Below are 26,117 nucleotides of genomic sequence, written 5' to 3'. Positions count from 1 at the left end.
TTTAAAATCCAACTAAACACTGCCTATTAAATGATGACTAATTAATTTACTCTAGGCTTTTATGTGTTTTCTTAAAAGCAATTGCAAATAATACGATACCGATCAGTAACATTGCACCTATATTTGGCAGAAATAGTGCCCATACATCCCCAGTTAAAAAGACCGCTTGAATACATGTAATAAAATATTTCACCGCTAGAATTTCAGTGAGTAAGCGTATAAGAAATGGCATCGAATCTACTTCAAATAAAAAACCAGATAATAAAAATGCAGGTAAAAAAGCAGATAAGAGTGCGACCATAGATGCTATAAATTGATTTTTGGCTAAAGTAGATATAAGCAAGCCTTGCGCCAGCGCGGGGATCATAAATGCTGCGGAGATACAAATTAAAGCAAACCAAGAACCTTGAAAAGGAACATTAAAGAACCATTGTGCTAACATTGCCGACATGAGTGTGGCTATCATACCTAATAGGAAATAAGGGATTAGTTTTCCTAATAAAATTTCAGCAATACTTGTTGGGGTTGAAAGTAGTGCTTCCATGGTGCCGCGTTCCCACTCTCGAGCGATAACTAAAGCTGTTAGCATGGTGCCTATCATGGTCATTACAATACCAATCGCACCCGGTACCAGAAATTGTTTACTTTCAATATCAGGGTTATACCAAACACGCGAGTTTATCGGTATTTGTTTTGATTGAATACCTTTGTTTGTGAGCCAGCTTTGAACAACGTTTTTCGTATAATTAGTGACAAAGCTAGCGGTATTAGGTTGGGTACCATCGGTGATAACTTGTACCAGTCCATTATAATCTTTATTTACTAAGCGGGTCTTAAAGTTACTTGGGATTACCACAAATCCATCAATGACATCATCGATTAACAGTTTTTCAACCTGCTCTCGATCTCTTCCGCTATAGACTTTAAAATAATGACTTCCCTTAAATGCACTGTAAAGTGTATTAGCATCTTGGCTATTGGATGATTGAACAATACCAATTGGGACTTGTTTTATATCTAATGAAACAGCTGTAGCAAATAAAAATAGCAATACAATGGGTAAAATAAAAGCGATAACAATTGCAGAGGGATCGCGCATAATTTGAAGTATTTCTTTATAAATTAAGGCGTTTAAACGCATTCCTTTTATTATCTTACTCATTGCTCTACCGCCTGACTATTACGCTCGGCTTCATTGCGTTGAATTAGGGCAATAAAGGCGGTTTCCATATCGATTGTCTCTCCATTATTCGCCACACTTTGTTTTAATTTTTCAGGTGTATCTAGGGCAATAAGCTGGGAGTGGTACATCAGAGCGATGCGATCACAATATTCAGCTTCGTCCATAAAATGGGTTGTTACCATAATCGTCATGCCTTTAGCGGCAAAGGCTTTAATATGCATCCAGAACTCGCGTCGGGTTAAGGGATCGACACCTGATGTAGGTTCATCTAAAAATAAAACAGCAGGGCGGTGCATTAATGCACAAGCCAGTGCTAATCGTTGTTTATACCCTAAAGAAAGTTCTGTCGGTGAACGATTTAAAAAGGGTTGTAAATGGAATGTTTCAATCATTTCATTAATACGCTGTTTCCGCTCTTTACCCTTTAAGCCATAGACGCCAGAAGAAAAGTTAAGGTTTTGTTTGACTGACAGTAAATCATACAATGAAAATTTTTGAGCCATATAACCGAGGTGTAACTTCGCTTGTTTACCCGAGTGGGCTAATTCTAAACCAACGACTTTTGCACTACCTGTTGTTACCGATAGTAAGCCGCAGAGCATTTTAAACGTCGTTGATTTTCCGGCACCATTGGGCCCTAAAAGACCAAATATCTCGCCTTGTTTTACGGCAAAACTAACGTCATCTGTGGCACAAAAGTTGCCAAACTTTTTAGTTAAATGCGTACATTCCACCATCGTAGGCTTTGTGTCACTGTTACTTTCTATTTGTAGATGAGGCAATTTAATTGCAGGCATTCTTTCTGCTAATTCAGAATGGGTCAGAGAAAAGCCGCCCAGCAGTTCGATAAAGGCATCTTCGAATTTTTCTGCTTTATAGCGAACCATTAATTCATTGGGGCTGCCCTGATATAAGAATTGGCCTTTGTCCATCAATAGAACCGTATCGCATTGTTGTGCTTCGTCCATATAAGCCGTTGCCCAGATGACGGCCATACCATCGTCGGTTAATGCTTGTACCATTGCCCATAAATCTTGGCGACTAACGGGATCAACACCAACACCTGGTTCATCTAAGAGCAGTAGTTTGGGTTTGGCCATTAATGCACATGCTAATCCTAATTTTTGCTTCATCCCTCCAGATAAGTTGCCCGCTAAGCGGTTTATAAAAGGTGCTAGTTTGGTAAATGCTAATAATTCAGTAAATAGTGTTGTCTGTTGCCCTCCGTCGATGCCACGCAACTGCGCATAAAGGCGCATATTTTCCATCACGGTTAAATCTTCATATAAACCAAATCGTTGCGGCATATAGCCAACAAGTTCTGCAATATTACTTTGTTGTTGGCTTGATGTAATATCGATAGTGCCAGACGTTGGCTGCATTAAATTGGCTAATAGTCGCATTAAGGTCGTTTTTCCTGCGCCATCGGGGCCGACTAATCCCGTTAGTTTTCCAGCCTTGATTTGTGCGGTGATAGTATCGATGGCGATTACGTTTGCAAATCGTTTACTGACCGATTGAATATTTGCAACGACTGATTTATTCATTTGCATGTGTCATTGGTTGAAATTTAATGGTGACAGGTTGTCCTTGATTTAATCCCTCATCATCACCATCGATAAGAATGCGTAATCGATAGACAAGATCCGTACGCAATGATGCTGTTTCTACTGTTTTAGGGGTAAATTCAGCGGTACCAGAAATAAAACCGATATGGCCTTGATAAGGTGTTTTTCTATTATCGGTATAGATTTTCAATTTCTGACCGAGTGAAATTTCACCCAATAGCGTTTCACTTATATAGGCGCGAATATAAACGGGTGATCGTACTGAAAGCGAAAGAACGGGTACATTGATACCTACAATTGAACCGGGTTCTAAAATACGCGTTTGTACGAGGGCATTATCAGGCGCATATAATTGTGTCTCATCGAGTGTAGTTTGTGCTGCACTCAATTGTGCTTGTGCAATATCAATTTGCGCATACGCAATGGCAATATCTTCTTTATCTGCGCCTTCTTTTAATAGGGAAAATTTTTGTTCTGCAACGGCAAGAGCTGCCGATGCTTCATTGTAGGTGGACTTGGCATTATCTAAATCACCTTGGCTAACAGCGCCTGTTTTCCGAAGACGTTGCTGACGTTGCAGTGTGCTATCGGCTAATGTCAATTTGGCTTGTAATCTTTTTATATCTTGGTGAGCGGCTTCTAAATCCTGCGCTCGTGAACCAGATAACACCTTAGCGAGCTGTGCTTTGGCCAGATTTAAATTAGCCTTTGCAATGGCTAAGGTATTCGTAAAATGAGTGTTATCTAATTGTGCTAATAATTGACCTTTGACCACTTGAGCGCCTTCATCAACGAACAGAGTCTCAATCCGTCCTGTCTGTTGAAATGCTAAATTAACACTGCGTACATCGACATTTCCATACAGAATAGGCGTTGCCATTTGTTGTGCTTGTTGTTTTTTTTGATAATAAAAATAACTACTCATGGCAATTATAATTAGGATGAATAGCACCATTTTTTTATTCATTTAAGCCACCTTAATTTCTGCTGTTAACTGAGCAAAAATATGAAATTGAATATCTTGTTGGTAATTTATTAATTGATCGTGTTCATTTTCGAGAATAAAACATTCTCCGATATTGTGCATAATTCGCCATATCACATGTTGAGCGATAAAGTTAATCGCGAGGGTTTTTACTTTAATACTATGCGGGTTTTCTGATATTAATTGGCCGAGTAAGTTAGCGATATGGTTTAAGACGGGATTGATGTAGGCATTATATAAAATCATAAAAGCATCGGACTTATCATCTCGTTCTGCAAGTAATAATTTAGCAATTGATATTGAATGTTGGCTGAGCATTAATGTCATAAATTTATCGGAAATATCCTTTAAAATTGCAAGAATATTTTGATTTCTTTGGGCAGCATCTTGCTTATTTAAATTATTTAGCAGTACTTCGTTTTCAATAAACACTTCGCTTACTCTGCTATTTAATAGATCGGCAATATATTGGTAAACAGCGAGATACAGTCCTTTTTTTCCACCAAAATGATAGGTGATCATCGATGAGTTTGCGTTAGCTTGTGTCGCTAACTCTCTAATGCTGACACCGTGAAATCCACGCTTTGCAAATAACTCTAATCCTGCGATTAATAAACGGTCTTTTATGTCTGAACTTGTAAGATCCATATCTATTCCCAATGTTCAATCAATTGATTGAATTATATTAATCAATCGATTGATTGGTAAGTGTGATATAGATCATGATTTATGATATTTAGGTGAAATATATGTTTTGATAGGGTTGGAGAAAAACGCCGTTTGACCCTATCAATAGACAGAAAAATTCATTTTACGGCTTGCTGTGCTTTTACCTTTTTAAAGGTAATGTGAATAGAGGTCGGGCGGTTTTTAATTCATCAGCAGTATTATTCGTAATAGTTTTCCATCCAGCTTTCTAAAATCAAAGCGGCTGAAACACTGTCTATTTTGCCTTTATCGAGCGCTTTATAGCCGCCATGACTGAAAATAAACTCTTTTGCGCTTGCTGTGGTTAAACGTTCATCCTGTAAGGCAACTTTAACACCAAATCGACCATTGAGTCGGTTAGCAAACTTTTTGGCACGTTGGGTAATGGGTTGTTCTGTACCATCCATATTTAATGGTAATCCGACAATAACTAAGTCAGGCTGCCACTCTGCAATGACCTTGCCTACGATATCCCAGCTTGGGATGCCGTCATTTGCTTTTATAGCAGCAATGGGTTGTGCTGTTGCTGTTATCATTTGACCGGTTGATACACCGATACTTTTGGTTCCAAAATCAAAACCAAGTAATGTTGCTGGAGCGAATGGTGTTGTCATGCTTTATTTATTACCTTGTTTATTTAGCCGCGTGCTTTTCAATATTATTATGCGTGGCCGCCAGTTGTTGAAAGTTGATCTGGGGTGATACCGAGTCGATGTAAGGACTCTGCCCAACGTTTTTCAATTGGCGTATTAAAAATAAGTTCATTTTCACTCTTCACCGTGAGCCAATTATTTTCTTTAATCTCTTCTTCTAATTGACCTGAATCCCAACTTGCATAACCAAGCGTGACTAAATATTTTTCAGGCGCATTATCGGTCCCTAAACTGGTTAATATAGTACTTGAATTAGACATCATTAGTTGTTCATTGAGCATGGTACTTTGTGAGTTATCGGGAAGCGGGGAGTGCAACACGAAGCCACGCTCTAGTTCCAACGGCCCACCTAAAAAAACCGGTTCGAGTAAAGGCGGCTCAGGTTGATAAGAGATGCTTTCTACATTTTTTAATAATTCCTGGAGTGTTAATTTCACCGGGTAATTAATAATAAATCCCATTGCACCTTGTTCATCATGTTCGCAAAGATAAACAACGGATTGTTTGAAGTAGGGATCGGTTAAAGCGGGCATTGCAATAAGTAGATGGTTTTTCAAACTATCTACTACTTCGGTTGTATCGTCAGCCGCGAGATCGCTATTGTGGTGCACAATGGCGGGGCTATCATTAGTGCTACTTATTTTGTCCTTAGTCATATGATATTCCCTATGTTGATGATGCCATACCGTCAGTATGGCAGCTATTTTCAATATTACTTCGCGTTGTTTATACGTTTTTCAATGGCATCCATTAATTTACCACTGATATTGGTACCATAAGCTTTATCTATTTCTTGAATACAGGTAGGACTTGTAACATTAATTTCAGTTACTTTATCACCAATTACATCAAGACCAACAAAAATTAGTCCTTTTTCTTTCAAGGTAGGAGCAATTGTGTTGGCAATGTGCCAATCGGTTTCCGATAAAGGTTGTGCAACACCACGTCCACCGGCCGCTAAATTTCCGCGCGTTTCACCTTCTGCTGGAATACGTGCAAGTGCATAGGGCATGGGTTCGCCATCAACAATCAGAATACGTTTATCACCATTTTTAATGTCAGGTATAAAGGCTTGTGCCATACAATAACGTTGTCCATGTTCCGTTAGTGTTTCAATAATTACGCCAATATTTGGATCATTTTCTTTAATACGAAAAATAGAAGCACCACCCATACCATCAAGTGGTTTTAAAATCACATCAAGGTGTTTTGCATGAAACTCTCGAATTTTGTCAGCACTGCGAGTGACGATTGTGGTTGGTGTAAATTCATTAAACCAAGCGGTAAATAGTTTTTCATTTGCATCACGTAAACTTTGTGGTTTATTTACAATTAGGCAGCCTTCAACTTCAGCGCGTTCAAGCATGTAAGTCGCGTAAATATATTCGGTATCAAAGGGAGGATCTTTGCGCATAAGTACCGCATCTAAATCAGCTAAAGGATGATCAGTTGCAGGCTCAAGTTGGTAAAAATTGTCGGGATCGCGTTGAACCGTTAATTTCTTGCTGGTGGCAAAACAACGGCCATCATCGAGATACAAATCTTTCATCTCTAAATAATACAGTTCCCAGCCACGAGATTGCGCTTCTAATAACATGGCGAAACTAGAATCTTTATGAATTTTTACGTCAGAGATTGGATCCATGACAATACCAATTTTAATAGTCATATTTGTTCCTTTGTTCGTGTAATTATGCAAGATCGCCAAAGCGACATTGTAATGCTGTGATAGCGGTTAAGGCTGCCGTTTCTGTGCGTAAAACGCGGGGCCCGAGTAATGTTTCAGTAAAGTGTAATGTCTCTGTTAATTTAATCTCTTCATCGGTTAATCCCCCTTCAGGGCCAATAAGCAATCGAATTGCATTGATATCACTTGGTAATGTATTAATTGAATGTTTTGCTCTAGGATGCAGAGTTAATTTAGTGGCAGTATCGGTGGCGCTACACCAAGCTTGTAATTGCTCGGTATTATGGATTCTAGGAATGATATTACGACCCGATTGCTCGCAGGCTGCAATGGCTATCTTTTGCCATTGTTGTTGTTTTTTCTGCATCCGTTCAGCATTTATTTTTACGCCACAACGCTCACTAATTAAAGGAGTTATTTCATTAACGCCTAATTCGACCGCTTTTTGAATAACAAACTCCATTCTGTCGCCACGGGATATCACTTGCCCTAAATGGAGATGAAGCGGACTTTCATTATAAGTTTGTTCAAAGGCGTTGATATGGACGGTACAACTGCGTTTTTGGACATCGATTAAGGTGGCATTATATTGGCCGCCGAGACCATTAAAAAGGGTGATGTCATTGCCGGCTTTTAAACGTAAAACTCGGATATGTTGTATCGCATCATCGCCTAGTTCAACTTCCGTTGATACGGTTAGCGTTTGCGGGTCATAAAATCTAGGGTTGCGCATATGTTTTCTGTTTATAATTATTGTGGATTAAGACTATACCCAAACTATCGTAATATGCCAACCAAGAGCAAAATGAAAGTTAGTTATGGTTTATGTTTTAGCCCTTGCTTGATTTCATTTGGTGGCGAGATATGCGACAATTTCAGGTTATTATTTAAGTTTATAAGTTAGGACAAATTAATATGTCAGATTCGGCATTAAAAAGTAAATCCAGTGATCCCAAAAAAGGGGTTTATTTTATTGGGACAACACCACCTAAAGAAGATACTGACATTGAATTAGTTTCAGGCATTGCTGATAAATTATTAGGTAGATTAGAGAGCATCGATTATGACGGATTGATTGTCTATGATATTCAGGATGAAACTTCACGTATTGATAAGCCTCGTCCATTCCCGTTTAAGCATACCCATGATTCGCGTTTGTATTCTAAGTTATTACACGATAAATCAGAAAAACCGGTTATTACCTATAAAAGCGTGTCGCAACGTGATGCTGCTGATTTTAATCATTGGTTGTCCGATGCTTGGCACCAATTCTCAGTACGCGACATTGTATTGGTTGGCAGTCCGTCATCGGAAGGTGAGATTAAACTGTCTTTATCCGATGCCTATAAAACATTAAAAGCACATAAATCGAATTTTTATTTAGGAGGTGTGACGATTGCTGAACGCCATTTAAAGAAAGGTGATGAACATGCTCGTCTATTAGCAAAGGAAGAGCAGGGCTGTGAATTTTTCATTTCTCAGGCGGTTTATAATGCCCAAGCAACCATCGATATGTTAACGCGTTATGCAATGCAGTGTAATAAGTTGGGGGTTCAACCCAAACGCGTGATACTGACGTTCTCTCCCTGTGGTAGTGCTAAAACCCTCGAATTTATTAAATGGTTGGGTATTTCTGTACCGGAAGCAACCAGTTTACGTATTTTACAATCTGAAAACCCATTAAAGGAATCTTTGCTGATCAGTCGCAATAATTTTGAACAGGTTATTCAAGCTTGTATTCCGTTGGGGATTCCATTGGGATTAAACATCGAAAGTTTAACTAATCGCAAGGAAGAGATCGACGCAGCTATATTATTATTTAAATTGTTAAAAGCGACATTAGATCTAAAATTAGCAGAGTCGCAACTTTAATCTTAATTATGGTTTGAATAATCTGTTCGTGGGGAAAAAGGAATTTATGGCAAGTTTAAGTCTAGAAGAGCAAAATGAATTAACACGTATTGCGGTACGTGGTGGTCAAATTTTGCTTCAGCATGGTGCTGAAAGTCGTATTATTGAACAGGTTACTCAACGCTTCGGTATGGCACTCGGTGCCGACAATGTCGAACTGTCGGTAAGCAGCGATGCCATTGTTATTACTACGCGGTTTGGAGAACGATGTGTTACCACTACGAGACGTTGTTATGACCGTGGAATCAATATGCATATGGTGTGTGAAGTCATGCGCATTTGTATCATGCTAGAAAAACAACTTTTAGATGGTAAGCAAGTTAAAAAACGCCTTAATCGTTTGACCCCATACAAATATAATCGTTGGGTAGTGGTATTGATGGTTGGTTTATCGTGCTCTAGCTTTAGCCACTTTTTTGGTGGCGATTGGCCCGTTTATATTACCACTTTTTTTGCATCATCCTGTGCCATGATTTTGCGGCAGGAGTTAGGGCATCGTCAACATAATCCCTTTGTAAACTTTGCGGCGGCGGCTTTTTTGGCGACGTCTATCGCCAGTATTGGTGTTATTCATCAATTTGGTGCAAATCCTGAAATTGCAATGGCTGCCAGTGTATTATTACTAGTCCCCGGTTTTCCATTAATTAATGCGGCTTCAGATATGCTTAAGGGCCATATTAGCACCGGCATTGCGCGTTGGGTTTTTGCAACGCTACTGACCATTAGTGCATCGATAGGCATTGTGCTATCGATGGTTGTGACTGGCGTTTGGAGCTGGATAGTTTAACCAAGGAATCGTTAATATGTTAATGGATATTTTACAGTTACTAAAAGAATTATTGATCGACGCTTGGTTTTCATGGATTCCAGCAGTGGGTTTTGCGATGTTGTTTAATGTCCCCAAAAAGTTATTAAAATATTGTGCGATTGGTGGTGCCTTTGCGCATAGCTTTCGTTATTTAATGATGCATTTTGGTATGCCTATTGAGTGGGCAACATTAATTGCCTCGAGTAGTATGGGGTTTTTAGGCTTATATTGGTCGAGGAAACATTTAGTGCCTCGCCCTGTATTTACTGTGGCGTCAGTAATTCCAATGATTCCCGGTAGTTTTGCCTTTACAACCATGGTTGGGATCGTTGAATTACATTCTGGCGGTTATAGTTTAGAGTTAATGCAATTGGTGATTGAAAACGGATTACGCGCTTTATTTATTATCGGTGCATTAAGTTTTGGATTATCACTACCATCAATATTAATTTACCGCGGCCGTCCAATTGTGTAAGCTGCGCGCAATTGATAAGAGAATAGGGTTTCCATATGTCTGATAAATTTTTTTTCAAAGGCAAAAAAGAGAAAAAACCAAAACATTCAAGTTATGGTTATAACACGAAACGTGCTGTTAAAGCAGGTTCACAAGAAGCGCCATTAAGCTTGGTAGTTAATAATGAGCAACGAAAAGCGGAAGTTGAATTACTGGTAAAAGAAAATGCATTATTTGCAGATATTAATATCGAACCTCAGGCCGATGAAAATATAAGTGAGCTTGAAGTTATTTTGAATAAGCCAAAAACAATACGCTTTGAGAAAACGCCAAACCGTAATGACCCCTGCTCCTGTGGTAGCGGTAAAAAATATAAAAAATGTTGTGGGTAATATCGACAGTTAATAAAAAAGCCGTTACTTAGTTAACGGCTTTTTTATGTTTATTTGTAAGGTGAATATTATTTACTCAAGCGATTTCAAGGAACGTAAAAATAAGCCTAATCCGCCAATTGCAAGAACGAGAATAACGATCAAATCAAATGCACTCATACTTCGCATTGAAAAATGAATCGAGGTGATGACACCAAAAATAAGGGCTGTTATAGATCCGATAGTCAGGATCCAACCAATAATATTTCTGCTGTTATAAAACACCATACCAATACCAAAAATGAAAGGGATCATCACCATTCCACTCGTGATTGAAAATTGATTACCGAGTCCTGAAAAACCATAAATCCGGTGGCTTAATGCAAAATGTGAAGAAACAGAAATTGCATTAAGTAACAGATAAAAACCACCAATCATCATGATTAAGCCGATAAAAAACTGGCCAACGCCACCCGATGAACCGCCTGCACCTTTCATGTTAATCTGCTCCTTAACCTTGCTCTAACAATGTACGTAAATCGATTAACGCTGCATTCGCACGAGAAACGTAATTAGCCATGACTAGAGAGTGATTTGCAACAAGTCCAAAACCACTACCATTTAAAATAATTGGGCTCCATACTGTTTCTTGGGTTGATTCTAGATCACGAATAATTTGTTTTAAGCTCGCTTTTGCATTCTTTTTCGCTAATACATCATCAAAGTCAATTTCTATCGCTTTTAACAGTTCTAAAATTGCCCAAGTTGCACCACGGCTTTCATAAAAAACATTATCAATATCAATCCAATCTGTTTTTACCAGTGTTTGATCTGCTGTATAAGTTGCTTGTTTTGCGGTTGTATCACCGGCTAATTCAGTGTTATAACGTTCTTGACCAACGCTTGACGCTAAACGTTCAGAAATAGAACCAAGACGTTTTTCAACTTTGCGTAGCCAGTCACTAAGGTTATCGGCACGCGTATAAAATTGTGCATCGGATTGGTTCGAGTCGACTAAACGAAGTCGATAACGTTTTAAGGCGGTGATTGCATCTTTATATTCACTTTCAGCGCTTGGTAATGCCCAGCTTTTTTGAGAAATATTGAGCTTACTTTGTGCAATTTCAAGATCTTTATCGCTCGCAGATTGAGATTGTGAACGACTGAAATCTAAACGCATGACTAATGCTAAGTCACGTACTTGCTCTAATACGCCATATTCAAAAGAGGGCATATTATCCATTAATATTCCTGGTGGCGTCATGTCGTTTAGTGTAAAGCCGCCTGGTTTTTCCACTAACCAACTTGTAAGGTCAATTAACGTGCTTGTTGTTGTGTAGCCAGTGACAATTTCATGGTTATTTTCTTTTGCAGTTTCTGCTGTTTTTGCTTTTATATCGTAAGTAGATGGCATTAGTCCCCAGTATATAGAGACTAACCACACGATAAATGAAACAATAACAAGGCCACTAATAATGCCTTTTTTAGATGTGGGTGACATGTATATTTCCTATTAATAATTTGTATGTTGATTATCATAACAAAATCAATATTTTTTAGGCATCATTTTTTTAAATAAACTGTAATATCAAAAACTTATTTTATGATAATCTTGATGTTAAATGACATAGATAAGGATTCGAATGAAGATTTCAATGATTGTGGCAATGGCAGAAAATCGCGTCATTGGTTTAGATAATAAAATGCCGTGGCACTTACCGGGTGATCTTAAATTTTTTAAACGTGTGACACTTGGCAAGCCTGTCATTATGGGGCGAAAAACCTATCAATCTATTGGCCGTCCTTTACCGGGAAGAATGAATATCGTGCTAACCCGAGATAATGATTTGCACATCGAGGGGGTTACTTGTGTACAAACCGTTGAACAAGCATTGGCATTAGTGGCTGATGTCGAAGAAGTGATGGTTATTGGAGGCGCGACCATTTATCAACAATTTTTATCTAAGGCAACGCGTTTATACCTAACGTTTATCGATCTTAATGTGGATGGTGATACGCTATTTCCTGATTATCAGGCAATAGCGGATTGGAATGAAATCGATCGGGAAGCGCATACTGCCGATGATAAAAATGCACATAATTATCAATTTGTAACATTAGAGCGCGAATAATTGGAAAACCATCAGAAAATGTCTGATGGTTAAATTTCAAGGATTTGATCCAATTAGAAGTTATTATCAAGCAGAGCTTTGAGTACCCGACGACGTGAAATAACACCAATCACTTTGTTTTCACCGTTAATCACTGGGTAGTTTTTCGGTTGTTTTCCAATCATTTTCTCAGCTAGGGTGAAGATGGTTTGATCTGCCTGAACACTGAGTACTTCTGTTCGCATAATATCTTTTACCAGACTAATACTGTGATTATGGTAAGCAAATTGAGTTGTAACATGGAGACATTCTTGTTCTGAAATCCAACCAATTAGTTTATTATCGATATCTACAACGGGCCCGCCCAGTGCTTCTTTTTTGATTAATTCTATTGATGCGGTAATAACAGGCATTTCCATATTTATTTTCGCAAAATTAACATCCATAAAGTTTTTTACGATCATTTCTTTCATTTTTAATACCTTAGTTTCCATTCTGGTAACAGAAATAATAGACGTAACCCCAATGCGATGCAATCTAGGTAGAGAAAGCTAAGGAGCAAAATTTGCTTAAATAATAGGATTCTAAAATAATAGAGACAGTGAATGTTAGTGGTGAAAACATGAATAATAGATATATTATATCGAGATAAAAAATCTCGTTAAGTTTAATTGTTATTGATTAGAATGTTTTCTTTAATTGATTCTATTGTGGCGTAAAGTATTTAACCACTAGTTTTATGTTATCTGGTTGTTAATTTTATGTAATGTGTTTTTTGTGTTTGCTAGCATTTTATATAGATGTAAATAATTGAGAGAAATAAGCTAAAAAATATTTTAATTTTTCTCTTTTTCTCTCAAAATTAAGCTAATGTTTTGTTGATTAACGCTCTGTCTATGCAATAGTAACGGGATTATTACAAATGAGATTTTTTTTATTTTAATTTAAATTTTCCAACCAATGTGTCTAATTGTTCATTTGCACGGGTGAGTTTTTGGGTACTATCGACGGTTGCTTGACCGTTGGTTTTTAGTGCCTGAACCATTTGATTAATGTTATGCATATTTCGACTGACTTCTTCACTTACTGAACTTTGTTCCTCGGATGCCGTTGCTATTTGAGTGTTTAATGTATTAATTTCCACAATAAAATCAGTCATGATATTAAGGCTGTCTGTTACTTTTTCAGTATTGTGAGCGGTACGTTCACAACTTGATTTTGTTGTATCCATCGCGGTGACTGCATTTTGAGCATCTTGACGTAATGTGGTTAATATGGCGTTTATTTCAGCCGTACTCGTTTGCGTTCTTGCGGCTAAGGAACGTACCTCATCGGCTACCACTGCAAAGCCTCTGCCTTGCTCTCCAGCTCGAGCTGCTTCAATGGCTGCATTTAGTGCGAGTAAATTTGTTTGATCAGCTATTTCACCGATAACACTTAATACATTAATTATTTGTAATGTATTCTCATTCATGGTGTTGATATTTGTTGATGCAGATTGGACTTCCCCAACTAATGCAATCACACTGCTAGATGCTTCAGATACCGTGTCTTTGGAAATTATTGCTTGTTCATTGGCTTTGTGGGTATTCTCTGCCGTATCGGCGGCGTGTCTTGCAACACTTTCAGAGTTTGCATTCATTTGAGTGAGAGCACTTACTACTTGTTCTGTTTCAGAAGCATGGTCGATTAACTCTCGGTTATTTAATTCAGATTGTTGTTTAAGTTGAATGACACTTTCGGTTATATGGTGTGATGCCTCTGAGATATCAATAATCATACTTTGCAGGTAACTAATGAATTTATTCACAGAGTGACTAATATCACTTAGTTCATCATTGGAAGTAACCTCAATGCGAGATGTTAAATCAGCTTCACCCGTAGAAAGTATATCTATGCGTTGTTTCAGTGTGATTAAGCCCTTCATAATTGCACTAACTACCCAAATAGCAATAATAAATGACAAAATTAATAGCACTGAGAAAACAGTAATAGTGGACGATATTTTTGAATCGAAAATACTCTCACTGGCATCTGTTAAGCTTTTTTGAACCGTTGTAATTTCACTTTCATTGGCTCCCGTTGCAATTGTCCATCCCCATTCAGGAAAAATATGGCGGGCATAAATAAGTTTGTTTTCGGCTTTATTGGTGACTGTATTTTGATAAGGAAGGGTAATAAATGTTTCCGTTTTGCCTTTTATTTTTTCCGTTAGTGTTTGGCTTTCCGAGTTTGTCTTGCCAATTTTTTCAGTTTGATAGTGTGCTAGTATTTTTCCTGTTTTATCTTGGATCCAGAAATAGCCATTTTCACCGTATTTAGCTGCCGTGATAGTTTGTAAGGCTGCATTGATAGATTGTTGTTTTAACGTATTGATGTATTCACTGGTTGCAAACACTAAATTAAGTGGTTCAAAGTAAAATGAGGCGGTGATTTTATTTTCAACCTGTTGTGTTTTAGGGTTGAGATAGGGGTATTGACTAAAACCGGTATTATCCGCTTTTGCTGCTGAAATAATACCGCGTACAACAAAGTTACCGTCGGCATCGATTTTGTCGAACCCTTCAGCTCCTGCTGTATTAGGCGCAATACCAAAGGTTTTACTTCTCATATAACTTCCTTCGTAGGCAAAAAAGTACCGTCCATTCCCCCAACGGTAACTATTTACAAAGGCAATAATGTTTTTTTCGGCTAAATCGGGTGATTCACTAATGTTATAAATGTTTTCAATTGCTGCTTTGAAAGTATCAATATCTTGATGTAAGTTTTGTTTAATATTTTCAAGTGTGGATTGATTATAAAATTGTGTCATTGTGCGAGCCATTGTATCAACCTGGCCCTGTAGGTTTTCATGTAACAGTAAGCTGACTTTTTCTTTTACATTTATTTTTTCTTGGTTTAGAACGGTGTTTTTTGTTTGTAAGGTGTTGTAGATGAAAAAAATACTAATAATTAAAAGCGGCAGGCATAAGTTAATAATTAGTTTGGCTTTCATTGTTAGTTTCATCTAGGTATTTCCTTTAGTAAAAGTCATTTAAAATTATTATTGTTTTGTCCAAATATATTAGACACAGAAATACATTCTATAATCGAGATGCGCTTGTTGAACGTCTAAACTGAGGGAGAGGTCACTATATTCGTATTATTTTGAAGGTGTTTTTAATCTCTGATCGTCAATCATGAAAAACGTGTCGATAACTACCATTACTTAGTTTAATCGTTATTGTTTTTGTCACTGGGTAATAAGCGCTTTAAATAAAACAACAATAGGATCACCATCACAATGCATGGTTAACTTTTGTGATCCGATCCTGATTAAATGCAGTAAAGCGTTGTAATAAGTGGCTCATCAAATAGGGTGGCCTAGCATTTTAGATAAACATCCATGAATGAGGCTGAAGTTGAATTCAACTCAAATTAATGCACGTTTAGTTGTTATTTAAGTGGGATATGAATAGTGAAATAAACTATTTCTGTCCAATATCTAATTATAGGAAAGGGTCTTTACTATGAAAAAAATATTTAAATCCATTTTGCTTGCTGCGAGTGTACTTACCTGTGCAACATCGATGGCTGCCGACTATCCTGCTAAAAATATTCGTCTTGTTGTACCGTTTGGTGCTGGCGGTGGTACCGATGCCGTTGGTCGGACGTTAGCAAATAGTGCAAAAGATATTTTGGGTAAAAATATTTCAGTGATGAATCGTACCGGTGGTGCTGGTGCTGTTGGTATGAGTTTCGGTGCTCAACAACGCGCTGATGGTTATACATTAACGGTTGTGACCCGTGAAATTGCATCGTTACCTCAAATGGGGTTAATGCAACATAGTGCAGATGATTTTAAACTAATTCGTATGGTCAATTTAGATCCAGCGGTTGTGTTAGTAGCTGCTGACAGCCCATATAATACCATTAATGATTTGATTAAAGAGGCGAAAGCGAATCCTGGTAAAGTTAAATTTGCTTCTACAGCGGCACCAAATTTTTATTTAATGACATTAGAAAAAGACCAAGGCATTCGACTTAACGCCATTCCTTACAACGGCGCATCTGAAGCTATTCCTGCTGTGCTTGGACACCATACAGAAGTGACTATGGTGACGCCTGGTGAAGCGATTGCTCAGTTGCGTTCTGGTCAACTAAAAGCATTGGGCGTAATGTCAGAAGATCGTATCGCATTTATTCCTGATGTACCTACGTTAAAAGAACAAGGCGTAAATGTAACAACGGGGACTTGGCGTGGAATTGGTGCTCCTAAAGATACACCAGATGAAATTATTGAGACACTCGGTAAAGCATTCGATGAAGCAATGGCATCTGAAGAGTTTAAGTCTTTTATGGCTAAAGGTGCGATGACGATTCATAACTTAAATGCGCAACAATTTACTGATTTTGTTAAAAAAGATACGGAAGTGTTAGGTTCTTTAATTAACTAAATTATATTTTTACTGATGGTAGCAAGCTATCTGTTTTGATCAATAGATAGCTTGCTTTTTTATCTCTGATTGTATGTTGGCTAACCTTTCTCTATCATCTTTTTCTATTAGTTATTTCTTTTTTTACTCTATTCCTTCCGATATGAAATCAATAGACCTGCCACTGTAAATTTGATATTAGTTAATCATACTTTTAATAAATGGAGCATCATGGTGGATAATACGAAAGGGAGTTTGTTTATGGTTATTGCCATGGCGGCTTTTGCTATCGAAGATATGTTTGTAAAAGCTGCTGCGACAAGTGTGCCTATTGGTTTGATTCTAGTACTTTTTGGATGTGGGGGGACGGCTATTTTTGTGCTGTTAGCACGGCAACGAGGTGAACAGGTATTTCATCCAGCTATTTTATGCCGCGCTATTTTTCTACGTGTATTGTGCGAAATAACAGGACGATTAACCTATGCCTTAGCTATTACTCTAACTGCGCTTTCTAGTGCTTCTGCAATTTTACAGGCGACACCACTCATGGCCATGATTGGGGCTGGCCTATTTTTTGGTGAGAAAATAAATCTACGTCGTTGGGTTGCTGTCTTTGCTGGCTTTATTGGGGTGTTAATGATTATCCGTCCTGGTTTGGATGGTTTCGAAGTCGCGTCTTTGTTCGCTGTGGTTGCTACGATTGGATTTGCGGGAAGAGATTTAGCAACCAGAGCAGCGCCGTCTGTATTGTCTAATATGCAATTAGGTATTTATGGTTTTTTTATCTTAATCCCAACGGGGTTAGGTATGCTGATTTATAATGAACAAACACTCGCGTTAAATACAATAGCAAGTTTACAAATAGTTGGCGCGACTGTTTTTGGGGTAGGGGCTTATAATGCGTTAACCATTGCAATGCGGACGGGGGATGTCTCCGTCGTTTCGCCATTTCGCTATACGCGATTATTGTTTGCCTTAATCATTGGTGTTTTTGTGTTCTCTGAACAGTTAGATATTATGACAATACTTGGCAGTTTATTGATTGTTTCAAGTGGTGTGTATACCTTAATGCATAGTCGTAAACAAAAGAAAGCAGTGCCTAAGGGGAAACTTAGGCGTTTGGTTTAAGCTGACCTAGTTTAAGCATGTATGGTGATTAAAATACATGTTAGCTGTGTTATTGATTTTGCAATTAGAGCAATCAGTAATCAATATTTTGCTTTCATTTTTCAAGTCGATCATCTAATGAGTTGAACGAGTATTATTTTATTGTTGAGGGGACTGAAAAGTATTTTTTATCTTCCCAGCGTAGCATGGTTAAACTATTTCCCCATACACACCCTGTATCAAGCCCATAGATATTTGATTTATTTACTTTGCCCATCAGGGATGCCCAATGACCAAATAGTATTGAGCGATTTGGCTTAAGGGTTATCGCCTCGTACCAAGGTGTTAAGTTGGCATTGTTTGTTTGTTCGGGTGATAGTTTATTTTTAAAATCTAAACTACCGTCCGGTAAACAATAACGCATACGAGTGAATGCATTGATAATGAAGCGCATTCTTTTAATACCTGTTAAGTTATTTGACCAAGAGCAGGGAGCTCCTCCGTACATATCAATTAACAGCTGTTTATAATTTTCCGATTGCAGTTGAACTTCTATTTCCTTTGCTAATTTTTCTGCTTTCTTTAGTGACCATCGAGGGTAAACACCGGCATGGACTAGTGCGAATTTGAATGCTGGATGACGGCGCATCAATGGTTGAAAACGAAGCCATGTTAGTAACGTATTGCAATCAGGTGCTTCAAAGATTGGCGTCAGATTATCTTTTTTATGATTGGGGAAAATACCTTCATTAATTGATAATAAATGCAGATCATGGTTACCTAATACAATTTTAGCTGTATCACCCAATCCTTTTATAAAACGCAAGGTTTCAAGTGACTTTGGACCTCGGGTGATAAGATCACCGGTAAACCATAGTTCATCGGTATTTTGATTGAATTGTGCCTGAGTAAGTAAAGACTGCAATTCATCATAGCAACCGTGTATATCACCAATAATATAAGTGGCCACGTATCTATTGAGCCTTCATATCATAAACATAATTAGCAATATTGACATAGTCTTCAACGCTAATGTTTTCAGCGCGTTTGGTGGTATCAATCCCAATTTCTTGTAATTGTTCTACGGTCAATAAATCGCGTAAACCATTACGAATTGTTTTACGTCGTTGATTAAACGCCATTGAGCAAACTTGGTTGAGTACTTTTAAACTTTTAGCCACAAAAGGAGGATGATCATAAGGCTCTAAACGAACGACGGCCGAGTCAACTTTAGGTGCTGGAATAAATGCGGTTGGTGGGACTTCTAATACTGGAATGACTTTACAGTAGTATTGTGCCATGACGGTTAATCGCCCATAGGCTTTGCAGTTTGGTCCTGCGCAAAGACGATTAACGACCTCTTTTTGAAGCATAAAGTGCATATCTTTGATTTTGTTTGCAAAGCTAAAAAGATGAAACATTAGGGGAGTAGAAATATTGTAAGGCAAGTTACCGAATACACGCAGCTGTCGCTCTTCGCTAGCTAGCTGACCAAAATCAAATTGCATCGCGTCTGCTTGAGTTATTTTTAATTTATCACCTAGAGTTGGATGCTTTTGTAGGCGCGCTGCTAAATCTTTATCTAATTCGACAACATTTAAGCAATTTACTTTTTCAGCAACTGGCTCGGTTAGTGCACCTAAACCAGGACCAATTTCAACGATATTGTCTTCAGGCTGTGGTGCGATAGCGGCAACGATTGAGTCAATGATGTAATCATCGTGCAAAAAGTTTTGACCGAAACGTTTTCGTGCTGTGTGCCCTAAGTGGGTTTTTCCATTCATGTAAAATTTGCCTTGTTCTTTAGGTGTTACTTAATACTGTTGCTCATGGTAATTGCTTCTTCGACGGCGCAGAATAAACTACCTGAATCTGCTTTACCAGTACCGGCGAGATCTAACGCGGTGCCGTGATCCACTGACGTGCGAATAAAGGGCAGTCCTAGGGTAATATTGACCGATTTTCCAAATCCTTTGTATTTTAACACAGGGAGACCTTGGTCATGATACATGGCTAATACGGCATCAGCTTTTTCTAAATATTTTTCTTGAAATAATGTATCGGCGGGTAAAGGGCCGATTAAATTAATATTGTTGCCACGTAATTTTGCTAAGGTTGGTTCAATGGTGTCAATTTCTTCATGCCCCATATGTCCGCCTTCACCAGCATGTGGGTTTAATCCACAAACGTAAATCGTTGGCGAAGCAATCGCATATTTTTTTTGAAGCTCGGCATTTAAAATTTCAATGACTTCCGTTAAGCGTGCTTCGGTGATGGCGCCTGATACATCAACAAGCGGAAGGTGAGTCGTAGCGAGAGCAACGCGTAATCCGGTTGTTGCCAACATCATTACCACTAAATCAACATCTGCTTGCTCTGCAAAAAATTCGGTATGACCACTAAATGGGATGCCTGCATCGTTAATAATGCCTTTATGTACCGGTGCAGTGACTACGGCTGAAAATTCACCTGATAAGCAACCTTGGCTTGCAAAACGTAACGTATCTAATACAAATTGGGCATTTTTTTTATTTAACACTCCCAATTGTACAGGTTCAACAACGGGCAAGTGAGCAACGGTTAACTCGCCGTGTTGGGAAGGTTTAGCTGGTTGTGTTGGGTCATATTCAATGATGGTTATATTTTCATTGAGTATTTTGACTCGCTCAATCAGTAATTGCTTATCGCTGCATACAACAAGCTGAACTGGCCATGTTTGTTTTGCAAGTTGTAAAACAAGATCAGGGCCGATGCCACTCGGCTCACCTGCAGTAATGACGATAGAATTAACCATTATTGTGCCTCAAGGATATAATCTGGATTAGTGATTTTTATATATGCTTCTTGACGAATTTCATTCAGCCAAGCATATGCTTCAGCGGGAAATCGTTGTTGAAATATAATTGAGTAAGCTTTCTGTTTCGTTGCTTGCTCAGTGGTGTCTGATTTTCGTTTGTCCATGACTTGCAGTAAATGCCATCCATGAACTGTTCTGAATGGTTGACTGATTTCACCAATAGGTAATGATAATGCCAAATCTCTAAATTCAGGAACATAAATAGTGGGATCTGCCCAACCTAGTTCTCCGCCTTTAACCGCAGAACCAGGATCCTGTGAATGTGCTTCCGCTAATGAAGCAAACGTAGCTTTACCATCAACGATTTCTTGGCGGTATTGGGTTAATAATGTTTGTGCTTTTTCATCGCTTAAGACAACATTTGGTTTTAGTAGGATATGGCGGGCATTTACTTCAACCGTTTCTACATTCTGTGAACCTTTTTTATCTAACACTTTAATAATATGGATACCAATTTTACTACGGAAGGGACCAATAACTTGGTTTTTCTTGGTTTTTATTTCATCAAATACATCGGAAAATAATGTTGGCATTTGATCGATTGTCATCCAACCCCAGTCACCGCCTTCGAGTGCTTTTGGACCTTGAGAGTATTTCGAGGCTAATGAAGATATATCGGCCCCTTGTTGTATTTGCGATAGAATTTGTTTAGCGCGTAAATCGACTGCATTTTGTTCTGCAACTGAATTATTGCTATCTACTTTTAACAGTATGTGAATAAAGTGAAATTGGGTTGTTTTTTGGCCCTGTTCATTAATTCGTTTGACCATTTGCTCGACTTCTAAATCAGAGATATTAATACGACGGCGTACTTGAATTTGTCGTACTTCATTGATCGTTAATTCATTACGAATATTATCAACAAATGCTTGATAGCTTTCACCATTACGTTTCAACTGTTGTTGATATTGGGTCAGTGTTAGCCGTTTTTCTTTCGCTATGTTTTCAAGTGTTTGTTGTAATTGTGCATCATTAATGCGTAAACCAATGCGTTCTGCAATTTGTAACTGTAAGCGATCACTAATTAACTTATCGATCAGTTGTTTTTTTAAGGCTGCTTCATCGGGTAAAGATTGTCCATTTTCCAGGGAACGACTTTTTACTTCTTTTTCAATCCGATTCAAATCACTGGTTAAGATAACATCTTCATTAACGACGGCTTCAATGTGGTCTAATGGTTGTCTTTCTGCAAAGGCCTGAGAGGTAAGCACAGATACGCAAAAAAATGACAGGAGCATGTTATTAATTATTTTCATTTTTGTTCCATTATTGTAAGTAAAAAGGGCGGCCATAATCAAATAAGCTATCAGAACCGCTACCTGATGCGGCACCACCTAAGCCTTTAAGTTCAAAATTAATTTCATAGGTTGTTTCTGTTTCATATTCTTCGGTATCGGTATCCATTGAAGTTAAATATTTATTATAAGTAAATCCAAGGGACCAACAGCAAGACTGGTATTTAACACCAACAATACTTTCATAGGGGTGTAAATATTCAAGGTCATAGTAATAGCTTCCGAATGAGGTCCACTGTTCATTTATAGACCAATTAAATTTTGAGCCTAACTGGTTTACTAGGTCATCGTCATCACCATCTTCTTCAATCGCAATATAACGATAATTAATTTGTGCGTAGGTATCATGTTTCCAACGTTTTTCGATTGCTAAGTTACTATTTTCAATTTCATTATTGTCAGCATCCCATTCGGATCCTGCATGGAAAAAGTATTTGTCTTTTAAATTAACATCAAAGTCAGCAATGATTGATGTACCGCTGATTGTTTCATCATCCGTTGAGTCATCATCATAGTCCGGTGTATTGGTTTTAGAGGGGGTGAAATAGTAATTTTGACCAATGGCAAAACGGACTTTTTCCTGACCTTGATCATTCAATATACTACTGGAAAAACCAAATGTTAATAAATTAGCATCGGCGATTCGGTCATAGCCAGAAAAACGATTGTCACGGAATAATGCATAATAATCCTGTTCCATTTCAGTACTGTCATAGATCCCTATTTCAGATTGATCTCGATAAGGTACGTATAAGTATTGTACTTGAGGAACTAATGTTTGTTTAAAATTACTATTAGAAAATATAAAGTCACGTTCAAAATTTAGCCCTGTTTTTATTTTAAAAGACGGGATATAACGTGTTGTATTTTCGGCTAAGTCATCATAATCGTAACTCGTATCATCTGGGATAGATTGTTGGTAATAACTCATACGATATTTAAGTTCAGTGTTAACAAAAAACGAATTGTAATAAAGTGGTAATGTTAGTTTGGGCTCTAAATGAATACGCGTTCCGGTATAAACATCATCACTACTGTGGTCAAACCGAGTGATTTCGGAATACCAATCAAATTCTAAACCTTTCCATCCCAGTGGTGCAAATTTGCTGAATGATAATTTTGGCAATACCTTGTGGGAAATATTATCTTCATCGGCATCTAGTACTTGGAAATCTCGAATTTCCAATTCACTTTCCCAGCTTGTTTGGCTATAACCTAATGTTGCGGTTTGCAATAGCTGACTATCCGTATAAGTACCGTAATCGGTATCAATATCATCAAAATAATCATCGTCACTTACTTGGGTATAATCGGCGCTGAAACTCCAATTTTTTGTTAATTCAAGAGAATGTTCCCAATGATTTAAATAACGGGTGTCATTGTAAATACGATCATCTTCTAGGTATTCGGTAGCAAATTTACCATCACCAAAATCAAATAAATAACGATATTCCCCCTTAACCATTGTGCCTCGGTTCGCCATATAAACAGGTGTTATTGTCGCATCCATATTATCGGTAATATTAATGTACAAAGGCTGAGTGAAAGTGAATCCATTCGTATCTGCAAACTCATAGGTAGGAAATAATATTCCTGTTTTGCGCTTATCACTGGTGGGGTAAGTTATATAAGGTAAATACAATACAGGCACATCTTTAATTCTAAGTACTGCGTTATAGGCACTAGCAACGCCTTCTTCATTATCAATGTAAAGCGTTGAGGCATTAATTGACCAGGTTGTATCTCCTGGTGGACACGCACTATAAGAGGTGGCGTTTAATTCATAAAGATCCTGGCCGTTATCATAAATTTGTTCAGCGTTACCGCGTCCTCCTTGACCATGAAATTGATAATCAACTTGTTTCATGGTGGTTTCATCGGTACTCAATTGGGTTTCGATACTATCTGAATTAAGTGTTAAATCACCGGTAACAAAATTAATATTTCCTTCTGCAGATGCCATTTGATCATTTTGGGAATAGGTTAATCGATCTGCTTTTAATTTTTTTATACCCTGTGTTAATTCAACATCACCTTCAAAGGAAAGTTTATTATCAATACTGTGAATCTTATCTGAATCAATATTAATGGGTTGTTGATTTAAGGGTAAAGGATTGTTATCAACAACAACGGGGGGAACATTGAAATAACATTGACTGAAGAAATAATCCGTTGAGCGAGGAACTTTCTCGGAGTCAGCTGTATTACTCGAGTTGTTATTATCGTCAACTTGATCAGTATTTGTTTCATCTGCAGATACAAAAGGAGAGGGTAATACGACTAATAATAGGAAGAGTTTTTTTAACATTGATCATTCACCAAAGTATCTTGAGTACTCAAAGCATTAAGCTTTAATCATGAAAACTAGAATTCGTTATGATAGAGCAAAGTGATGTAGGCTCCAATCTTTGTTGTCTATAAATTCTCTAAATTTGCTTATTTTACGTAAATAATTGGTAAATAGTCGAATAGTTAGTCAAAATAGCGACATTATTGCTTTCGTATTTTTATTAATAAGGTTTTTATTGTTATGCGCATTTGGGGAAAAGTACTCGGTGGTATCTTCGGATATATGTTCGGCGGTTTTTTTGGCATGCTGTTGGGCATTTGGTTAGGTAGTCGTTTCGACCGTGCAACTTCGATTAATTTTAATGTACAGGATGGCATTTTTGGTAATGCAGCGAGCAGCCAAGAAAAGCAAAAAGTGTTTTTTGACACCACTTTTTCTGTAATGGGACATTTGGCGAAGGCAAAGGGGAATATTACGCAAATTGATATACAAATTGCTAATGCGTATATGGATCAAATGCGTTTACGTGGTGAAGCGCGTTCGCAAGCACAGGCCTCATTTTCGTTAGGTAAAGAGCCTGACTTTCCATTAAAAGAGAAACTGACTGAATTTGCACAAATGGTCAGGGGCGATCGTAATGTTTTACAAATGTTTTTGGGGATTCAAATACAAACCGCCTATGCTGATGGACTGATAGAAGAAAAAGAAAAAGAAATTCTTTATAAAATTGCTGAATATCTTGGTTTTTCACGTTTTGAATTAGAACGCTTATTACAAATGATTGAAGGGCAACAACAGTTCCATCAAAGACAACAAGGCGGTTCTTATCAAGGTCAACAGCAAACGGTTAATGAAGATGATTACTATAAGGTGTTAGGGGTAGAAAAATCAGCTACAGATAAAGAAATAAAGCGTGCATATCGAAAACTGATGAGTCAACATCATCCCGATAAATTAGCATCAAAGGGATTGCCAGAAGAGATGATGATTTTGGCCAAGGAAAAAGCCCAGGATATTCAATCTGCTTATGAATCATTACGTAAGATTCGCGGTTTTAAATAAGCGTGTTTATTCAATTTCTGCAGCGTTATTGCTTGAAGTTAGTTTTTGCTTTAAGCCTGCTGCTTGGATTGCAGTTACCGCATTTTCTTCAGCAATATGAGCATCGCTTGGATGCTCATTACTTAGAAGCTCAATCTCAATTACAACAATATCAACATCTCGCTGATCTTTATTTTTTAGGGGATATAAATGCACTTATTACAAAGCATGATCAAAGTGATGATGTAGTTTTTAATAAGGAAGCGGTAGTTATTCAAAATAGTGTCAATCGGGTTGAGGATTTGAGCGCTAAAAAACAGGCATTAACAGGTGGATTAGTGAGTCGTCTTTTATTTCTTGTTGGCGAAATTAATCAACCACTTTTTATCGAAACAAAAAATAATTATAAAGCTGAAATTGTACTAAATAGAGATGCCATTGTTATCGGTTTAGCAGCTGCATTAGTTAGCAGTTTGTTGTTGGAGTTGTTATTTATATTGATTATTTATCAATTTAAATTAATACGTCGTTATTTCCATAATCAGAAAAAGTCCTCTAAAAGCGTTAATTAGTTGTCTTTGCAGCTTTGTTCACCTTGTTTATTCTTTAATTCTTACCTATTTAACTTTAAATCTATTAACGACTTCTTTATTATGCTGTATCAAATATTTTA

General features: G+C 37.6%; 26 protein-coding genes. 9 read left to right on the top strand and 17 right to left on the bottom strand.

Going from position 1 to position 26,117, the window contains the following annotated elements:
* Window positions 1–46 precede the first annotated feature (46 nt).
* The 8 genes from ACR30L_RS13010 to rsmE form a co-directional block, all read right to left on the bottom strand.
* A complete protein-coding gene (locus ACR30L_RS13010) occupies window positions 47–1,162 on the bottom strand; it encodes an ABC transporter permease (RefSeq protein ID WP_435234683.1) in 1,116 nt (371 codons plus the stop codon).
* Entirely contained in the window at window positions 1,159–2,730 is a 1,572-nt protein-coding gene (locus ACR30L_RS13005) for an ATP-binding cassette domain-containing protein (RefSeq protein ID WP_435234682.1), read from the bottom strand. Before ACR30L_RS13005 ends, ACR30L_RS13010 begins: the two co-directional genes overlap by 4 nt.
* A complete protein-coding gene (locus tag ACR30L_RS13000; RefSeq protein ID WP_435234681.1) occupies window positions 2,723–3,718 on the bottom strand; it encodes a biotin/lipoyl-binding protein in 996 nt (331 codons plus the stop codon). Before ACR30L_RS13000 ends, ACR30L_RS13005 begins: the two co-directional genes overlap by 8 nt.
* On the bottom strand, window positions 3,719–4,384 hold the full coding sequence (locus tag ACR30L_RS12995; RefSeq protein ID WP_435234680.1) for a CerR family C-terminal domain-containing protein: 666 nt from the start codon (window positions 4,382–4,384) through the stop codon (window positions 3,719–3,721).
* Window positions 4,385–4,623: 239 nt separating this feature from the next.
* Window positions 4,624–5,058, bottom strand: a complete 435-nt coding sequence (ruvX, locus tag ACR30L_RS12990; RefSeq protein ID WP_435234679.1) for a Holliday junction resolvase RuvX — start codon at window positions 5,056–5,058, stop codon at window positions 4,624–4,626.
* Between the two features lie 47 nt (window positions 5,059–5,105).
* Window positions 5,106–5,753, bottom strand: a complete 648-nt coding sequence (locus ACR30L_RS12985) for a YqgE/AlgH family protein (RefSeq protein ID WP_435234678.1) — start codon at window positions 5,751–5,753, stop codon at window positions 5,106–5,108.
* Between the two features lie 56 nt (window positions 5,754–5,809).
* A complete protein-coding gene (gene gshB / locus ACR30L_RS12980) occupies window positions 5,810–6,766 on the bottom strand; it encodes a glutathione synthase (RefSeq protein ID WP_435234677.1) in 957 nt (318 codons plus the stop codon).
* Window positions 6,767–6,788: 22 nt separating this feature from the next.
* The gene (gene rsmE, locus ACR30L_RS12975; protein ID WP_435234676.1) at window positions 6,789–7,517 is read right to left on the bottom strand and encodes a 16S rRNA (uracil(1498)-N(3))-methyltransferase; all 729 of its coding nucleotides are present in this window, start codon (window positions 7,515–7,517) and stop codon (window positions 6,789–6,791) included.
* Between the two features lie 182 nt (window positions 7,518–7,699).
* On the opposite strand from rsmE, the gene ACR30L_RS12970 reads away from it, so the two are divergent.
* The 4 genes from ACR30L_RS12970 to ACR30L_RS12955 are packed head-to-tail and all read left to right on the top strand — an operon-like array spanning window position 7,700 to window position 10,349.
* A complete protein-coding gene (locus tag ACR30L_RS12970) occupies window positions 7,700–8,656 on the top strand; it encodes a methylenetetrahydrofolate reductase (protein ID WP_435234675.1) in 957 nt (318 codons plus the stop codon).
* A 46-nt stretch (window positions 8,657–8,702) separates the two neighbouring features.
* Window positions 8,703–9,482: a threonine/serine ThrE exporter family protein gene (locus tag ACR30L_RS12965; RefSeq protein ID WP_435234674.1), complete on the top strand. Its 780-nt coding sequence runs from the start codon at window positions 8,703–8,705 to the stop codon at window positions 9,480–9,482.
* Between the two features lie 16 nt (window positions 9,483–9,498).
* Window positions 9,499–9,978 carry a threonine/serine exporter family protein gene (locus tag ACR30L_RS12960; RefSeq protein ID WP_435234673.1) on the top strand — a complete coding sequence of 160 codons (480 nt, stop codon included), beginning with the start codon at window positions 9,499–9,501 and terminating at the stop codon, window positions 9,976–9,978.
* 35 nt (window positions 9,979–10,013) lie between these two features.
* Window positions 10,014–10,349 carry a PBPRA1643 family SWIM/SEC-C metal-binding motif protein gene (locus ACR30L_RS12955; protein ID WP_435234672.1) on the top strand — a complete coding sequence of 112 codons (336 nt, stop codon included), beginning with the start codon at window positions 10,014–10,016 and terminating at the stop codon, window positions 10,347–10,349.
* 72 nt (window positions 10,350–10,421) lie between these two features.
* Here the strand turns inward: ACR30L_RS12955 and ACR30L_RS12950 are convergent, their stop codons facing one another.
* Both ACR30L_RS12950 and ACR30L_RS12945 read right to left on the bottom strand, forming a co-directional pair.
* The gene (locus tag ACR30L_RS12950; RefSeq protein ID WP_435234671.1) at window positions 10,422–10,826 is read right to left on the bottom strand and encodes a hypothetical protein; all 405 of its coding nucleotides are present in this window, start codon (window positions 10,824–10,826) and stop codon (window positions 10,422–10,424) included.
* Between the two features lie 13 nt (window positions 10,827–10,839).
* Window positions 10,840–11,829 (bottom strand): DUF2333 family protein, encoded by a 990-nt coding sequence (locus ACR30L_RS12945; RefSeq protein WP_435234670.1) that lies wholly within the window; start codon window positions 11,827–11,829, stop codon window positions 10,840–10,842.
* Window positions 11,830–11,971: 142 nt separating this feature from the next.
* Here ACR30L_RS12945 and folA point away from each other — a divergent pair, with 142 nt between their 5' ends.
* On the top strand, window positions 11,972–12,460 hold the full coding sequence (gene folA / locus ACR30L_RS12940) for a type 3 dihydrofolate reductase (RefSeq protein WP_435234669.1): 489 nt from the start codon (window positions 11,972–11,974) through the stop codon (window positions 12,458–12,460).
* Window positions 12,461–12,513: 53 nt separating this feature from the next.
* Here folA and ACR30L_RS12935 read toward each other — a convergent pair whose 3' ends face one another.
* The gene (locus ACR30L_RS12935) at window positions 12,514–12,912 is read right to left on the bottom strand and encodes a CBS domain-containing protein (protein ID WP_435234668.1); all 399 of its coding nucleotides are present in this window, start codon (window positions 12,910–12,912) and stop codon (window positions 12,514–12,516) included.
* 461 nt (window positions 12,913–13,373) lie between these two features.
* Window positions 13,374–15,446, bottom strand: coding sequence for a methyl-accepting chemotaxis protein (locus ACR30L_RS12930; RefSeq protein WP_435234667.1), 2,073 nt, complete (start codon window positions 15,444–15,446; stop codon window positions 13,374–13,376).
* Between the two features lie 502 nt (window positions 15,447–15,948).
* Between ACR30L_RS12930 and ACR30L_RS12925 the strand changes: the two genes are divergently transcribed.
* Together ACR30L_RS12925 and ACR30L_RS12920 are read left to right on the top strand one after the other, a co-directional pair.
* Window positions 15,949–16,875 (top strand): tripartite tricarboxylate transporter substrate binding protein, encoded by a 927-nt coding sequence (locus ACR30L_RS12925; protein ID WP_435234666.1) that lies wholly within the window; start codon window positions 15,949–15,951, stop codon window positions 16,873–16,875.
* 210 nt (window positions 16,876–17,085) lie between these two features.
* Entirely contained in the window at window positions 17,086–17,982 is an 897-nt protein-coding gene (locus tag ACR30L_RS12920) for a DMT family transporter (protein WP_435234665.1), read from the top strand.
* Between the two features lie 133 nt (window positions 17,983–18,115).
* Here ACR30L_RS12920 and ACR30L_RS12915 read toward each other — a convergent pair whose 3' ends face one another.
* Genes ACR30L_RS12915 through lptD form a run of 5 tightly spaced genes read right to left on the bottom strand, consistent with a single transcriptional unit; the run spans window position 18,116 to window position 24,421 of the window.
* A complete protein-coding gene (locus ACR30L_RS12915; protein ID WP_435234664.1) occupies window positions 18,116–18,931 on the bottom strand; it encodes a symmetrical bis(5'-nucleosyl)-tetraphosphatase in 816 nt (271 codons plus the stop codon).
* A gap of 4 nt (window positions 18,932–18,935) precedes the next feature.
* Window positions 18,936–19,745: a 16S rRNA (adenine(1518)-N(6)/adenine(1519)-N(6))-dimethyltransferase RsmA gene (gene rsmA, locus ACR30L_RS12910; RefSeq protein WP_435234663.1), complete on the bottom strand. Its 810-nt coding sequence runs from the start codon at window positions 19,743–19,745 to the stop codon at window positions 18,936–18,938.
* A 26-nt stretch (window positions 19,746–19,771) separates the two neighbouring features.
* On the bottom strand, window positions 19,772–20,755 hold the full coding sequence (pdxA, locus tag ACR30L_RS12905) for a 4-hydroxythreonine-4-phosphate dehydrogenase PdxA (RefSeq protein ID WP_435234662.1): 984 nt from the start codon (window positions 20,753–20,755) through the stop codon (window positions 19,772–19,774).
* Window positions 20,755–22,074: a peptidylprolyl isomerase SurA gene (gene surA / locus ACR30L_RS12900; RefSeq protein WP_435234661.1), complete on the bottom strand. Its 1,320-nt coding sequence runs from the start codon at window positions 22,072–22,074 to the stop codon at window positions 20,755–20,757. Before surA ends, pdxA begins: the two co-directional genes overlap by 1 nt.
* A 10-nt stretch (window positions 22,075–22,084) precedes the next feature.
* Window positions 22,085–24,421: an LPS assembly protein LptD gene (gene lptD / locus ACR30L_RS12895; RefSeq protein WP_435234660.1), complete on the bottom strand. Its 2,337-nt coding sequence runs from the start codon at window positions 24,419–24,421 to the stop codon at window positions 22,085–22,087.
* 222 nt (window positions 24,422–24,643) lie between these two features.
* Between lptD and djlA the strand changes: the two genes are divergently transcribed.
* The gene (gene djlA, locus ACR30L_RS12890) at window positions 24,644–25,465 is read left to right on the top strand and encodes a co-chaperone DjlA (RefSeq protein WP_435234659.1); all 822 of its coding nucleotides are present in this window, start codon (window positions 24,644–24,646) and stop codon (window positions 25,463–25,465) included.
* 32 nt (window positions 25,466–25,497) lie between these two features.
* Window positions 25,498–26,016 (top strand): DUF2937 family protein, encoded by a 519-nt coding sequence (locus ACR30L_RS12885; RefSeq protein ID WP_435234658.1) that lies wholly within the window; start codon window positions 25,498–25,500, stop codon window positions 26,014–26,016.
* Window positions 26,017–26,117 lie beyond the last annotated feature (101 nt).

Origin of the sequence: Psychromonas saccharinae (genome assembly GCF_051201515.1) — a bacterium.
Lineage (GTDB): Bacteria > Pseudomonadota > Gammaproteobacteria > Enterobacterales > Psychromonadaceae > Psychromonas.
Note: the sequence above shows the minus strand (reverse complement) of the source record. Positions and strands in the feature narration are given on the sequence as shown.

Excerpts from the sequence above, each read along its gene's own strand:
- ACR30L_RS13010 (WP_435234683.1), bottom strand. The coding sequence starts at position 1,162 with ATGAGTAAGATAATAAAAGGAATGCGTTTAAACGCCTTAATTTATAAA.
- ACR30L_RS13005 (WP_435234682.1), bottom strand. The coding sequence starts at position 2,730 with ATGAATAAATCAGTCGTTGCAAATATTCAATCGGTCAGTAAACGATTT.
- ACR30L_RS13000 (WP_435234681.1), bottom strand. The coding sequence starts at position 3,718 with ATGAATAAAAAAATGGTGCTATTCATCCTAATTATAATTGCCATGAGT.
- ACR30L_RS12995 (WP_435234680.1), bottom strand. The coding sequence starts at position 4,384 with ATGGATCTTACAAGTTCAGACATAAAAGACCGTTTATTAATCGCAGGA.
- ruvX (WP_435234679.1), bottom strand. The coding sequence starts at position 5,058 with ATGACAACACCATTCGCTCCAGCAACATTACTTGGTTTTGATTTTGGA.
- ACR30L_RS12985 (WP_435234678.1), bottom strand. The coding sequence starts at position 5,753 with ATGACTAAGGACAAAATAAGTAGCACTAATGATAGCCCCGCCATTGTG.
- gshB (WP_435234677.1), bottom strand. The coding sequence starts at position 6,766 with ATGACTATTAAAATTGGTATTGTCATGGATCCAATCTCTGACGTAAAA.
- rsmE (WP_435234676.1), bottom strand. The coding sequence starts at position 7,517 with ATGCGCAACCCTAGATTTTATGACCCGCAAACGCTAACCGTATCAACG.
- ACR30L_RS12970 (WP_435234675.1), top strand. The coding sequence starts at position 7,700 with ATGTCAGATTCGGCATTAAAAAGTAAATCCAGTGATCCCAAAAAAGGG.
- ACR30L_RS12965 (WP_435234674.1), top strand. The coding sequence starts at position 8,703 with ATGGCAAGTTTAAGTCTAGAAGAGCAAAATGAATTAACACGTATTGCG.
- ACR30L_RS12960 (WP_435234673.1), top strand. The coding sequence starts at position 9,499 with ATGTTAATGGATATTTTACAGTTACTAAAAGAATTATTGATCGACGCT.
- ACR30L_RS12955 (WP_435234672.1), top strand. The coding sequence starts at position 10,014 with ATGTCTGATAAATTTTTTTTCAAAGGCAAAAAAGAGAAAAAACCAAAA.
- ACR30L_RS12950 (WP_435234671.1), bottom strand. The coding sequence starts at position 10,826 with ATGAAAGGTGCAGGCGGTTCATCGGGTGGCGTTGGCCAGTTTTTTATC.
- ACR30L_RS12945 (WP_435234670.1), bottom strand. The coding sequence starts at position 11,829 with ATGTCACCCACATCTAAAAAAGGCATTATTAGTGGCCTTGTTATTGTT.
- folA (WP_435234669.1), top strand. The coding sequence starts at position 11,972 with ATGAAGATTTCAATGATTGTGGCAATGGCAGAAAATCGCGTCATTGGT.
- ACR30L_RS12935 (WP_435234668.1), bottom strand. The coding sequence starts at position 12,912 with ATGAAAGAAATGATCGTAAAAAACTTTATGGATGTTAATTTTGCGAAA.
- ACR30L_RS12930 (WP_435234667.1), bottom strand. The coding sequence starts at position 15,446 with ATGAAACTAACAATGAAAGCCAAACTAATTATTAACTTATGCCTGCCG.
- ACR30L_RS12925 (WP_435234666.1), top strand. The coding sequence starts at position 15,949 with ATGAAAAAAATATTTAAATCCATTTTGCTTGCTGCGAGTGTACTTACC.
- ACR30L_RS12920 (WP_435234665.1), top strand. The coding sequence starts at position 17,086 with ATGGTGGATAATACGAAAGGGAGTTTGTTTATGGTTATTGCCATGGCG.
- rsmA (WP_435234663.1), bottom strand. The coding sequence starts at position 19,745 with ATGAATGGAAAAACCCACTTAGGGCACACAGCACGAAAACGTTTCGGT.
- pdxA (WP_435234662.1), bottom strand. The coding sequence starts at position 20,755 with ATGGTTAATTCTATCGTCATTACTGCAGGTGAGCCGAGTGGCATCGGC.
- surA (WP_435234661.1), bottom strand. The coding sequence starts at position 22,074 with ATGAAAATAATTAATAACATGCTCCTGTCATTTTTTTGCGTATCTGTG.
- lptD (WP_435234660.1), bottom strand. The coding sequence starts at position 24,421 with ATGTTAAAAAAACTCTTCCTATTATTAGTCGTATTACCCTCTCCTTTT.
- djlA (WP_435234659.1), top strand. The coding sequence starts at position 24,644 with ATGCGCATTTGGGGAAAAGTACTCGGTGGTATCTTCGGATATATGTTC.